The following is an 11,539-nucleotide window of genomic DNA, read 5'->3' on the forward strand; positions in this document are numbered from 1 at the left end:
GGACGTCATTTTCGCCGGGGTCCTTTTCCATGACGCCTTATCCGACCGAACGCATCGCCCTGTTTATCGACGGGGCCAATCTGTATTCCGCGGCCAAGGCGCTGAACGCCGATCTCGATTTCAAGAAACTGGTCGAGATGTATCGCAGCCAGGCCGTTCTGGTTCGGGCCTACTATTACACGGCGGTGATCGAGGGCGAAGAGTTCTCGCCGATCAAGCCGCTGGTCGACTGGCTCGACTACAACGGCTTCACGGTGGTGACCAAGCCGGTGAAGCGGTTCACGGACGCCCAGGGGCATACGCGGACCAAGGGCAATATGGACATCGAGATGGCCGTCGACATGCTGGAGTTCGCGCCGCACATCGACCACGCGATCCTGTTCTCCGGCGACGGCGACTTCCGCCGGCTGGTGCAGGCGGTGCAGGCGAAGGGGGTGCGGGTCACCGTGGTCTCGACGACGAAGAGCCAGCCGCCGCAGATCGCCGATGAACTGAGACGTCAGGCCGACGCCTTCGTGGAGTTGCAGGACCTGCTGCCCGAGATCGGCCGGCCGCGCACGGCGCCGACGCAGCCGACCAGCCGGGTGTTCGAGACGGACTCCCGCGAATGAGCCTGAACCCCGAGCCGCCCCGCGACTGTCCCCTTTGCCCGCGGCTGGTCGAATACCGGCGCGAGAACCAGCGCCAGAACCCCGACTGGTTCAACGGCCCCGCCCCCTCGTTCGGCGATCCTGACGCGCGGCTGCTGGTCGCCGGACTGGCTCCCGGACGGACGGGCGCCAACCGCACGGGGCGCCCCTTCACCGGCGATGGCGCGGGCTGGATCCTGTATGAGACGCTGATCAAGACCGGCTTTGCGACCGGCGTGTACGAAGCGCGGCCGGACGACACCCTGAAGCTGGTCGACTGCATGGTCACCAACGCCGTGCGCTGCGCCCCGCCCGGCAACAAGCCCCTGCCCGTCGAGGAGGCGACCTGCCGGCCCTTCCTGACCGCGCGGCTGGCCGCCCTGCCCCGGCTCAAGGTCATCGTCACCCTCGGCGACGTGTCGCGCCGCAACGTGCTGAAGGCCCTGGGTCTGAAGGGAACGGCGGCGCCGCCGGGCCACGGCGTCGAGGCGGCGCTGGGCGGCTATGTGATCCTCAACAGCTACCACTGCTCCCGGCTCAACACGAACACGGGACGGCTGACGCCGGCCATGTTCGAGGCCGTGTTCCGGCGCGCCCGCGAGCTGATCGAGCGCTGATCGAGCGTCGTTCTCCGGCGCGAGGTGTGGCTCTCCCGCCACGCGAATCACGCGCCGACGGGTGTACCTTCCAGTCCCAGGAACAGTGCTGCCCAGCTTGCGTTGATCGAACAGCTTTGGAGGCTGTGATGCGTAGGTCGAACGGGGTGTTCACGCCCCAGGAACGGAAGACGGCGATGTGGGCCCTGCTGATGGCGGCCCTGATCGCGGGGATGGGGCTGATGATCCAGCAATACAGTCAGCCGTCGGTCGGCCCGGGCGGGATCGACGCCTATGCGACGGCCTCGACCCCCGGGGTGCTGGACGCCCAGCCGGTGATCGATACGCCCGCTCCGGTCGTCTGAGTTCAGCCCCGGTCCTTCAGCAGCCGGGCCTTGTCTCGCTGCCAGTCGCGCTGGGCCGTGGCCTCGCGCTTGTCGTGCAGCTTCTTGCCCTTGGCCAGGGCGATCTCCAGCTTCGCCTTGCCCGCCTCGTTCAGGTACAGCTTGACCGGGATGATGGTCTGGCCGTCGCGCTGGACGGCGCCGATCAGCTTGTCGATCTGCTTGCGGTGAAGCAGCAGCTTCCGGTGCCGGCGCGGCTCGTGGTTGAAGCGGTTGGCCTGTTTGTAGGGCGGGATGTCGGCGTTCACGAGCATGATCTCGCGCCCCTCCACCGCCGCATAGCTCTCGGCGATATTGGCCCGGCCGTCGCGCAGGGCCTTGATCTCGGTGCCCAGCAGCATGATGCCGGCCTCGATGAAGTCCTCGAGGAAATAGTCGAAGCGCGCCCGCCGGTTCTCGGCGATCACCTTCATCTTCGGCGCTGTCGAAGCCATCAGCCCAGACCCGCGTCCGCCATGGCGCGATCGATCGCCGGCTTGACGGCGTCGGCAGTGGGCGCGAGCGGCAGGCGCACCTCCTCGCCGCACAGGCCGAGACGCGACAGGGCGTATTTGGTCGGCGACGGAGAGTTGTCGAGGAACAGGCCCTTGTGCAGGCCGATGAGGCGGTCCTGCCAGTCGCGGGCGGTGGCGTAGTCGCCGGCGGCGGCGGCCTCGTGAAGCGCGACCATGCCCTCGGGCGCGACGTTGGACGTCACCGAGATCACCCCGACGCCGCCCTGGGCGTGGTAGCCAAGGTAGCTGGGATCGTCGCCGGAGATCAGGTCGAACTGGCCGCCGATGTTGGCGTGCATCCAGCTGACCCGCGCCAGGTCGCCGGTCGCGTCCTTGATGCCGACGATGTTCGGATGCGCCGCCAGCCGGGCGACGGTGTCGTTGGACATGTCCACCCCGGTCCGGCCGGGCACGTTGTACAGCAGCAGGGGCAGCTGGACGGCGTCGGCGACGGCCTCGAAATGCAGCGCCAGACCCTCCTGCGAGGGCCGGTTGTAATAGGGTGTGACGACCAGGGCGCCGTCGGCGCCGGCGGTCTTGGCGTGGCGGGCCAGTTCGATGGCCTTGTCGGTCGCAGACGATCCCGCGCCGGCGATGACGCGGACCCGGCCGGCGGCGACGCGGACACACAGATCGACCACGCGCTTGTGCTCGTCGAGGTGCAGGGACGCGCTCTCGCCCGTCGTGCCCATGGGGACGACGCCGTGAACCCCGGCGGAGATCTGGCGTTCCAGCAGCCCGGTGAAGGCGGCTTCGTCCACCTTTCCGTCACGAAGTGGTGTGATCAGGGCGGTGATCACGCCCTTGAACAAGGGGGCGGTCATTGAGAGAGATGGTCCTGCGTGGAAATGGCGACGTTCGCCGCGACAAGCGCTGGAGGGTAGGTTGCCGGTCGCCCGACCGCAACCGCGACGCATGGAGTTCGGACACGCAATGATCGCTGCCAGCCTCGCGGGCGCTCTCGCCCTGCTCGCCCCGCCGCTCGAGACCATGGCGCCCGACGGTCTGTTCGCGCAGGAGCGGCCGTACAGCGCGGTCTCCGCCGGTCCGGTCAGCAACCAGCCCCGCACGCTGAACGACCAGGACACCGCCCTCTTCCGCCAGGGTCTGGCCGCGGCCCGGAACCGCGACGTCAGCGGCGCCCGCAACGCCGCGGCCCAGATCGGCGATCCGACGGCGCGCAAACTGGTCGAATGGGCCCTGCTGGACACCTCGGGCGAGCAGATGCCCTACAGCGACCTCGCCGCCGCCCAGACCGCCTTCGCCGGCTGGCCTCGCGCCGACAGCCGCCGGATCGCGGTCGAGAAGGCGCTGGATCTGGCCTCGCCCGGCGCCGAGGCGGTGATGAACCTGTTTTCCGCCTCCCCGCCCTCGACGGTTCAGGGCGCCATCGCCCTGGCCGACGCCATGGAGCAGCGCGGCCGCCGGGACGAGGCGCGCGCCCTGATCACCGACTGGTGGCGGACGAAGTCGTTCGACGACGCGGCGCAGACCCGCATTCTCAATCGCTGGGGCGGCGCGCTGAGCCAGGCCGATCATGAGGCGCGGCTGAACATGCTGCTGCTGGGTCCGCATGGGCCGGCGACGCGGGCCATGGTCTCGCGCGTCTCGTCGGATCGTCAGGCCGTGGCCAACGCCGTCCTCGCGCTTCGCGGCGCCTACAGCCCGGACGCGATCGTCGCGGGTCTCAGCCCGTCGCAGGCGATGGATCCGGCCGTGGTGCTGGAGCGGGTGCGCATCCTCCGCTCCCAGACGCGCCAGTCCGAGGCTTTCCCCCTCCTCGGCGCCCTCCCCGCGGCGCCCTCGCACACCGAGGGCCAGAACACCCTGTGGAGCGAGCGCCGCAACTATTACCTCGACGCCCTGCAGCAGAGAAACTGGCAGGCGGCCTATGACGCCATGGCCGGCCACGGCTTCCCGTCGGGGGACCGCAAGGTGGACGCCGAATTCTTCGCCGGCTGGGTCGCCCTGGTGAAGCTGAACGATCCGGCGCGGGCGACGCGCCATTTCGAGACGCTGCGTCAGAGCTCCTCGACGCCGATCACCCAGGGGCGCGCGCTGTACTGGCTGGGCCGCGCCGCCGAGGCGCAGGGCTCCACGCCCGCCGCGGTCGAATACTACCAGGCCGGGTCGCGCCACATACAGACCTTCTACGGCCAGCTGGCCGCCGAGAAGGCGGGGATGACCTCGATCACCCTGCCCGGCGATCCCGTGCCGTCCGGCGCGGACATCGCGGCGTTCGAGGACAACCAGATGGTCCGCGCCATGCGCATCCTCGGCGAGACGGGCGAAACCAGCCTGTTCAGGGTCTTCGCCTATCAGCTGGACGACGACCTGCCGGGGGCGGCGCAGCTGGCCCTGCTGATGGACATGTCGCGCAACTATGGCGAGGGCTTCACCGCCATGATGGTGGGCCGCGCCGCCAGCCAGCGCGGCTTCCTGATGCCCGAGCGCCAGTATCCGATCCGCATCCCGCCCCAGGTCGGCGGCGCGGCGCCGCTGGAGTTCACCCTGGCCATCACCCGCCAGGAATCCAGCTTCGATCCGCGCGCCCGCTCGGGCGCCGACGCGCGCGGCATGATGCAGTTCCTGCCTGCGACGGGCGCGGCGGTGGCCCGGCAACTGGGCCTGCCCTTCTCGGCCGAACGGCTGTGGGATCCCGACTTCAACATGACGCTGGGCAGCTATCACCTCGCCGACCTGACGCGGAATTTCGGCGGCTCGATGCTGCTGGCGACGGTCGGCTACAACGCCGGCCCCGCGCGGCCGCCGCAATGGATCGCCCGATGCGGAGATCCGCGCGCCGGAACCGTCGATCCGGTCGACTTCATCGAGTGCGCGCCGTTCACCGAAACTCGCAACTACATGATGCGAGTCATGGAAAACATGCAGATATATCGCGCACGACTGAACGGCGGCTCGGGCCAGTTGAGACTGTCGGAGGACCTGAGGCGCGGCGCACCGGTCGGACCCGCGCCCTACGCCCCGTATACGCCGGAGACGGACTCGACCGTGACGCCCTACCCCGCCAACTGACGCCGCCCGGCGGCGAGCAGCGGTCCGTCGGGGCCGTCGACCCATCGGCCCGCCAGACCGAACACCCGCGCCATGACGTCCGGAGAAAGGGCTTCCATGGGGACGGCGTCGGCGACGACCCCGGCCTGATGCAGCACCGCCACCCGGTCGGCGAACCGCGCCGCCAGGGCGAGATCATGCAGGCTGACCAGAACCGCCTGGCCGGCCCGGGCGCGCGCGTGAAGCCGCTCCAGCACCATCAGCTGGGCGTCCGGGTCCAGCCCGGCGATCGGTTCGTCGACCAGCAGCCCTCCGGCGCCGGTCGCCAGCGCGCGAGCCAGAAGCACCCGGGCGCGCTCGCCGCCCGACATCTCGGCCACGCCGCGGTCGGCCAGATGTCCGGCCTCGACCTCGTCCAGCGCGGCTTGGGCCTGGGCCCGCGCATCCGCCGCCTGCAGGAAGGGCGCCCCGAGGGCGGCCAGCTCGATGGCCGGCAGATTCCATGCGATGCGGCGTTCCTGGGGCAGATAGGCGACACGACTCGCCCGCTCCCGGGGCGACAGGGCCGCCACCCCCTCGCCACCGAGACGGGCGTCGCCGCCGGTCAGCGGCAACAGGCCGGCCAGCGCGCGAATCGCGCTCGACTTGCCGGCGCCGTTCGGCCCGACCACGGCGACGAGTTCGCCGGCGGCCACGGACAGATCGACACGGTCCAGAACCGTGCGGCCGCCCAGGGACGCCGTCGCGCGGGTCAGGGCGAGGACGCTCACAGCCGCCACTCCCGCGCCGCCCGCCAGGCGATCATGGCGAACAGGGGCGCGCCGACGAGGGCGGTGAAGACGCCGAGCTTCAACTCCTGATCGGTGGGCGTCAGCCGCGCCAGAAGATCGGCGATCACGAGCATCAGTCCCCCCGCCAGCGCTGACGGCGCCAGCAGCCGGCCGGGATCGCCGCGCACCGCGCTGCGCACGAGGTGAGGCGCCGCCAGCCCGACGAAGCCGATCACTCCGGCCACGGCCACGGCGGCGCCCGTGGCCAGGGCAGCGGCCAGAAGGGCCAGCAATCTGAGCCGCGCCATGGGCAGGCCGGAGGTCCGCGCCGTCTCCTCGCCGAGGCTCAGCATGCGAAGGCCGGGCGCGGCCAGGGCGGCGAGGACGCCCGAGATCAGCACCGGGGGCGTCACCCACGCCACATCCACCCAACTGCGGTTCTGCACCGAACCCAGCAGCCAGCTCATCACCTCGGCGGTGGCGATCGGCGAAGGCGACAGGTTGAAGATCAGGGCGGTGGCGGCGCCGGCGAAACTGGACACCGCGACGCCGAACAGGATCAGGGCCTCGGGCGACCGGACGCGGGCCGAAAACAGGATCAACAGCGCCCCGGCCAGACCCGCTCCGACAAGGGCGGAAAGCTCGACGGCGCCGGGAACCGCCGCGGCGCCCAGGACGATGGCGCTCGCCGCGCCCAGGGCCGCAACCGCCGACACGCCCAGCACGCCGGGGTCAGCCAGGGGGTTCCTCAGCAAGCCCTGCATGACCGCGCCCGCCAGGCCCAGGGCGGCGCCGACCATCAGGGCGGTGAAGACCCGCGGCGCGCGCACCTGCCACAGGACTTCAGCCGGCCCGGACGCGGGGTCGGTGAAGGCCTGCGCCCACTGGCGGCTGTCGAACGTGCTCTCGCCCAGCAGAACGGCCAGGGCCGCAGCCGCAAGGATCAGCAACGTCAGGCCGACGGTCAGGCGCGACAGTTTCACAACCCGTCCTTCAGCATCGCCGCGGCGTCGGCCGCGAACCACCCGGGACAGGTCAGGGCCGCGGCGGGCAGTCTCGCCGCCACCCGGCCCCGCGCAAGGCGCTGCAGCACCGGGTGACGACCCGCGCCGCGCCAGTCGCCGCGCGCCTGATCGAAGAAGCCCAGAACAAACCGCCTCGGAGGAGACAACACCATCCGTTCGATGCTGACCGGCATGAAGAACGGGGCTTCGACCGCATTGACGAACCCGGCCGCCGACAGGATGGCGTCGACCAGCGTCCCCTTTCCGGCCGTGAAGCCGCCGGCGGTCAGATACTGCGCCCGCGGCCTCGCCGCCGCCTCCCTGGCCGGGCGGTCAGGCAGGGTCGCGTTCATGCGGGAGATCAGCGCCTCGCCGCGGTCCGCCTCGCCCAGCCCGTTCGACACCGTGCGGATATCGGCGCGCACGCCTTCGAAGTCCGTCGCATCCTCAATGGCCAGAACCCGAACCCCCTCGGCGTCCAGTCGCGCCAACAGCCGGGGCTCGCCGCCCCAGTAGCGGACCACCACATCGGGCTGGAAGGCGATAGCCGCCTCCAGCGTCGGGCGAACCCGGCGGCGGCCGGCGGCGGCCGCCTTCATCCAGGCGTCCGGATCGTCGGCGCGCGGCGACAGGGCCAGATCCGCGTCGGGCGCGAGGGCGAGCACATACTGGTCGGCGCACTGGTCCAGCGACAGGACCCGCAACGGGCGCGCCTCCGCGCCGCCCGCCGCGACCAGGATCACGCCGGCGAGCGCCCCTATCGCAAACCTCATGGCTTGAGCAGGCCCGCAACCAACCCGTCGAGCAGGGTCGTCACCAGGGTCTCGCGGTCGACCCAGTCGAAATAGGGCTTGGTGATCATCAGCGACACCACGCCATGGATGCCGGCCCAGAAGGCCTGGGCCGCAGTCCGCGCGTCGCCGCGCAACAGGCCGGCGGCCTCGACATCCTCCACCGCCTGTTCGAAGGACCGGAACAGTTCGTGACCCAGCTCGCGCGCCGCGGACTGGGCGCCTTCGCGCAGCTCGATCGGGCGGGTCATATAGGCCAGGCGGTAGGCGTTGGGATTGGCGAAGCCGAAGGCCACATAGGCTTCCAGCATCTGCCGGAGCCGGGCCGCCGGGTCGCCCGTGCGGCTCGTCACGCCCTCATTGGCCTCCAGCAGGGCCGAAAAGGCGCGGCTGCAGATCTCGTGCAGGATCTCGCTCTTCTCCGAGAAATGCATGTAGAGCGCCGTCGAGGACAGGCCGACCTCGTCCGCGATCTTGCGGATGGTGGCGCCTTCATAGCCGTGCTCCACGAAGATCCGCTCGGCGGCCGCGAGGATTTCCGCGCGCCGCGCGTGGCCCTCGCCTTTCGGCTTTCTCTGCGAGCGGGGATTGAGGGTTACGGCGGTCAAGACGCGCACTCCGAACGGCCGTCCCTGAATAGCGGCATTCCCCGGTCCGCGCCAACCGCTTGCCTTGCGCGAATCACCACGATAACCATGCGTTGTGGAGAGGGCGCAGCCAGACAATCTTGAGGTTCGTCGGCGGGAAGCCGGGCGATATGGGCCGCCGTTCGACCGGAGCGCGGCCAGACGCAGCCTTTCGGTCCTGCAGACCGCGGTCCTGTGCGGCCTCGTCGCCGGGGCGGCCGCGTTTCTCTGGCTGGAGCCCCGGCTTTTCGGGCAGGTCGCAATCGCCGCGGGCGCCTGGGGCTTTCTGGCCATCGCCGTGTGGAGGATCAGCCTGATCCTGCTCAGCGCCGTGTCGCCGGGCCCGCCGCCGGAGCCCGCCGTCTGGCCCCGCTATACGGTCGTGGCGGCCCTCTATCACGAGGCCGAGGTGGTCGGTCAGCTGATCGAGCGACTGTCCCGGATCGACTACCCCGCCGACCGTCTCCAGGGACTCCTGGTGCTTGAGGCGCACGACCACGCGACGATCGCCGCCGCCCGGGCCGCGCCCCGGCCGGAATGGCTCGAGGTGTTCGTGGCGCCGCCGGGCAGGCCGCAGACGAAACCGCGCGCGCTGAACTGCGCCCTGGCCTGCGCCACGGGCGATCTGCTGACCGTCTATGACGCGGAGGACGATCCCGATCCTCTGCAGCTTCGCGAAGCGGCGGCGCGGTTCGCCGCGGATCCGACCGGCAGGCTGGCGTGTCTGCAGGCGCCGCTGCGCATCCGGCGACGGGGACGCGCGTCGGCCCCCTCGCCCTTTCTCGACCGGCAGTTCGCGGCGGAATACGCGAGCCTGTTCGAGACGACCCTGCCGGGCGTCACGCGTCTGGGTCTGCCGTTCCCGCTGGGCGGCACCAGCAACCATTTCCGCACCGACGTGCTGAGCGCCGTCGAGGGCTGGGACGCCTGGAACGTGACGGAAGACGCCGACCTGGGCTTCCGCCTGTGGAACCGCGGGTGGCGGCTGGGCGTGATCCAGCGCCCGACCTGGGAGACGCCGCCCGGCGGTCTCGACAATTGGCTGCCGCAGCGGACCCGCTGGCTGAAGGGCTATATGCAGACATGGGGCGTGCATACGCGAGAGCCGTGGCGGCTGGGCTGGCGCGGCGCGGCGGCCCTGATCCTGACCGTGGGCGCGGGTCTGGTGTCGGCGGCCCTGCACGGGCTGTCGCTGGCCTGGGTGGCGGCGACGGTGCTGGTGTCGCTTGCAGCCGGATTGCCGCCCGGGACCCCGACACTGGCGCTCAGCGTGCTGGTGCTGGGCGCAGCATCCGCCTGGCTGTCGTGCGCCATCGGAGCCCGGCGGGCGGGCGTGCCCTACGGACCGGGCGACATGATCGTCGCCCCGGCCTACTGGGCCTTGCTCAGCCTTGCCTTCGCCCATGCCGCCTGGCGTCTGGTCTTCGAGCCCTATGCCTGGGACAAGACCCGGCACCGCCGCGATGCGCCGCCCGAAGCCGCCGAAACGCAAGACGTGCTGGACGAGACCGCGCCTCTCCGCCTATCAGCCGTGCATGCCGCCGCGCCTGAACCCGTCGCCTGAGACCCTGGTCACCCGCGCCTGGGCCGATTACGCCCTGCTGGACAGCGGCGGCGGCCGCAAGCTGGAGCGCTATGGCCGGTTCACCGTCGTGCGTCCGGAACCCCAGTGCTTCTGGTCGCCGCGCGATCCGTCGGCCTTCGACGCCGCCGACGCCGTGTTCGATCCGACCGACGAGGATGAGAGCGGCCGCTGGCGGTTCGCCGGAAATCCGATCGACACCTTCCCCCTGGCCTGGCGCGACGTGCGCTTCACAAGCCGGTTCACGCCATTTCGGCACCTGGCCTTCTTCCCCGAACAGGCCGCGAACTGGGAATGGCTGGACGGGCGCGTCCGCACCCTGCGCAAGCCGAAGGTCCTGAACCTGTTCGGCTACACGGGCGTGGCCAGCCTGGCCTGCGCCGCGGCCGGAGCCGAGGTGACCCATGTCGACGCCTCCAAGAAGTCCGTGGCCTGGGCGCGCGAGAACGCCGAGCTGTCCGGCCTGTCCGACAAGCCGATCCGCTGGATCGTCGAGGACTGCCGGAAATATGTGGCCCGCGAGGTCCGGCGCGGCTCGAAATACGACGGGATCATCCTCGATCCGCCGAAATACGGGCGGGGGCCGACCGGCGAGGTGTGGCGGCTGTTCGAGGATCTGCCGGGCCTGCTGAAGGACTGCGCCGCCCTGCTGTCGGACGACGCCTCCTTCCTGCTGCTGAACGCCTACGCCGCCCGCATCTCCGGCCTGTCGCTGTCGCATATGATGGCCGAGGCCACCGCCGACCGGGGCGGCACGATCGACTGGGGCGAACTGGCGCTGGCCGAGGACGGGCCGGATGGGCGCTCCATCGGCCTGAGCTTCTTCGCGCGATGGTCGGCGTGATGAGCGACCGGCTGATCACCTCCCTGACCAATGACACGGTCAAGGCCGTGCGCGCCCTGCACATGCGCAAGGAGCGGGAGGTCACGGGACGCTTCCTGGCCGAGGGGCTGAAATTCATCGGCGAGGCGCTGGACCAGAACCGCGCCCCCCGCCTGCTGCTGGTCGGCGAGGACGCCCGGCCGCATCCGATCCTGGACCGCGCCCGGGAGGCGACGCGAGCTGGCGGCGGCGAGGTGGTGGTCGTGACCCACGCCATCCTCGAGAAGATCAGCCGGCGGGATAATCCGCAGACCGTGCTGGGCGTGTTCGACCAGGTCTATACGCCCCTGTCGGCGATCCAGCCCGGCACGGCGCCGGCCTGGGTGGCGCTGGAGCAGGTGCGGGATCCGGGCAATCTGGGCACCATCATCCGCACGGCGGATTCCGCCGGCTGCGGCGGGGTGATCCTGATCGGGGACTGCGTCGATCCCTATTCGGTCGAGGCGGTGCGGGCGACGATGGGTTCGGTCTTCGCCGTGGCCATCGCCAGGGCCAGTCCGGCGGAGTTCCTGGCCTGGCGGCAGACCTGGCCGGGCAGCGTCATCGGCACCCGGCTGGACGCGGCCCACGGCTACCGCGACGCGGCGATCCAGTATCCGGCCCTGATCCTGATGGGCAACGAACAGGCCGGGCTGACCGACGCCCTGGCCGCCGCCTGCGACGTCAACGTCAAGATTCCCATGCGGGGCCGGGCCGACAGCCTGAACCTGGCCGTGGCGACCGGGATCATGGTCTATGCGGTGAC

The 11,539-nt window shown here is 70.8% G+C and carries 13 protein-coding genes; 7 read left to right on the forward strand and 6 right to left on the reverse strand.

What is annotated here, in order from left to right; all coding sequences use genetic code 11:
- The first annotated feature begins 29 nt into the window (after positions 1 to 29).
- The 3 genes from V6M42_RS14900 (at position 30) to V6M42_RS14910 (ending at position 1,590) form a co-directional block, all read left to right on the forward strand.
- Positions 30 to 611, forward strand: coding sequence for a LabA-like NYN domain-containing protein (locus V6M42_RS14900; protein ID WP_332659625.1), 582 nt, complete (start codon positions 30 to 32; stop codon positions 609 to 611).
- Entirely contained in the window at positions 608 to 1,246 is a 639-nt protein-coding gene (locus V6M42_RS14905; protein WP_332659626.1) for a uracil-DNA glycosylase, read from the forward strand. The genes V6M42_RS14900 and V6M42_RS14905 overlap by 4 nt, the downstream gene beginning before the upstream one ends.
- 128 nt (positions 1,247 to 1,374) lie before the next feature.
- Positions 1,375 to 1,590 carry a hypothetical protein gene (locus V6M42_RS14910; protein ID WP_332659627.1) on the forward strand — a complete coding sequence of 72 codons (216 nt, stop codon included), beginning with the start codon at positions 1,375 to 1,377 and terminating at the stop codon, positions 1,588 to 1,590.
- Positions 1,591 to 1,592: 2 nt separating this feature from the next.
- Here the strand turns inward: V6M42_RS14910 and smpB are convergent, their stop codons facing one another.
- Together smpB and dapA are read right to left on the reverse strand one after the other, a co-directional pair.
- Positions 1,593 to 2,042: an SsrA-binding protein SmpB gene (smpB, locus tag V6M42_RS14915; RefSeq protein WP_332679221.1), complete on the reverse strand. Its 450-nt coding sequence runs from the start codon at positions 2,040 to 2,042 to the stop codon at positions 1,593 to 1,595.
- Positions 2,043 to 2,062: 20 nt separating this feature from the next.
- Positions 2,063 to 2,947 (reverse strand): 4-hydroxy-tetrahydrodipicolinate synthase, encoded by an 885-nt coding sequence (gene dapA / locus V6M42_RS14920; RefSeq protein ID WP_332679214.1) that lies wholly within the window; start codon positions 2,945 to 2,947, stop codon positions 2,063 to 2,065.
- A 109-nt stretch (positions 2,948 to 3,056) separates the two neighbouring features.
- Between dapA and V6M42_RS14925 the strand changes: the two genes are divergently transcribed.
- Complete coding sequence (locus tag V6M42_RS14925; protein WP_332679215.1) at positions 3,057 to 5,159, forward strand: lytic transglycosylase domain-containing protein; 2,103 nt, start codon at positions 3,057 to 3,059, stop codon at positions 5,157 to 5,159.
- Here V6M42_RS14925 and V6M42_RS14930 read toward each other — a convergent pair.
- From V6M42_RS14930 to V6M42_RS14945, 4 genes are read right to left on the reverse strand one after another with little or no spacing between them, the layout of a single operon-like run.
- Entirely contained in the window at positions 5,144 to 5,908 is a 765-nt protein-coding gene (locus V6M42_RS14930; protein WP_332679216.1) for an ABC transporter ATP-binding protein, read from the reverse strand. The genes V6M42_RS14925 and V6M42_RS14930 overlap by 16 nt on opposite strands.
- A complete protein-coding gene (locus V6M42_RS14935; RefSeq protein WP_332660003.1) occupies positions 5,905 to 6,891 on the reverse strand; it encodes a FecCD family ABC transporter permease in 987 nt (328 codons plus the stop codon). Before V6M42_RS14935 ends, V6M42_RS14930 begins: the two co-directional genes overlap by 4 nt.
- Positions 6,888 to 7,685, reverse strand: a complete 798-nt coding sequence (locus V6M42_RS14940; protein ID WP_332679217.1) for an ABC transporter substrate-binding protein — start codon at positions 7,683 to 7,685, stop codon at positions 6,888 to 6,890. The genes V6M42_RS14935 and V6M42_RS14940 overlap by 4 nt, the downstream gene beginning before the upstream one ends.
- Positions 7,682 to 8,311, reverse strand: coding sequence for a TetR/AcrR family transcriptional regulator (locus V6M42_RS14945; protein WP_332660005.1), 630 nt, complete (start codon positions 8,309 to 8,311; stop codon positions 7,682 to 7,684). Before V6M42_RS14945 ends, V6M42_RS14940 begins: the two co-directional genes overlap by 4 nt.
- A 94-nt stretch (positions 8,312 to 8,405) precedes the next feature.
- Here V6M42_RS14945 and V6M42_RS14950 point away from each other — a divergent pair, with 94 nt between their 5' ends.
- The 3 genes from V6M42_RS14950 to V6M42_RS14960 form a co-directional block, all read left to right on the forward strand.
- A complete protein-coding gene (locus V6M42_RS14950; RefSeq protein ID WP_332679218.1) occupies positions 8,406 to 9,893 on the forward strand; it encodes a glycosyltransferase family 2 protein in 1,488 nt (495 codons plus the stop codon).
- Positions 9,865 to 10,755, forward strand: coding sequence for a class I SAM-dependent methyltransferase (locus V6M42_RS14955; RefSeq protein WP_332679219.1), 891 nt, complete (start codon positions 9,865 to 9,867; stop codon positions 10,753 to 10,755). The genes V6M42_RS14950 and V6M42_RS14955 overlap by 29 nt, the downstream gene beginning before the upstream one ends.
- Positions 10,755 to 11,539: TrmH family RNA methyltransferase (locus V6M42_RS14960; RefSeq protein WP_332679220.1), on the forward strand; the 785-nt coding region annotated here is incomplete at its 3' end. The genes V6M42_RS14955 and V6M42_RS14960, both read left to right, overlap by 1 nt.

The sequence above is a fragment of the Brevundimonas sp. genome, from assembly GCF_036677305.1.
Taxonomy (GTDB): Bacteria; Pseudomonadota; Alphaproteobacteria; order Caulobacterales; family Caulobacteraceae; genus Brevundimonas.